The 317-nt window shown below is 57.4% G+C and carries 1 protein-coding gene; it reads left to right on the top strand.

Going from position 1 to position 317, the window contains the following annotated elements; translation table 11 throughout:
- A partial coding sequence (locus tag AF337_RS04755; RefSeq protein ID WP_483150615.1) for a copper amine oxidase occupies positions 1-317 on the top strand: 317 nt, incomplete at both ends.

Raw genomic sequence — 317 nt, 5'->3', positions numbered from 1 at the left:
GCCCTTCACCATGAAGAACGCCATCTGCATGCATGAGGAAGATTACGGCATCCTCTGGAAGCATTACGAATTCCGCAACGGTATTTTCGAAGTGCGCCGTTCGCGCCGACTCGTCATCTCCTTCTTCGCAACCGTCGGCAACTACGATTACGGCTTCTACTGGTATCTCTACCAGGACGGCACGATCCAACTCGAAGCCAAGCTCACCGGCATCATCCAGACGGCGGCGGTCGCGACCGGCGAAACCTATCCATGGGGCGGCATGGTCGATGACAATCTCGGCGGTCCGACCCACCAGCATTTCTTCAATGCGCGCC

It is taken from the genome of Rhizobium ecuadorense, from assembly GCF_001187535.1.
Taxonomy (GTDB): domain Bacteria; phylum Pseudomonadota; class Alphaproteobacteria; order Rhizobiales; family Rhizobiaceae; genus Rhizobium; species Rhizobium ecuadorense.
This window is presented reverse-complemented; position numbering and strand designations above follow the sequence as displayed.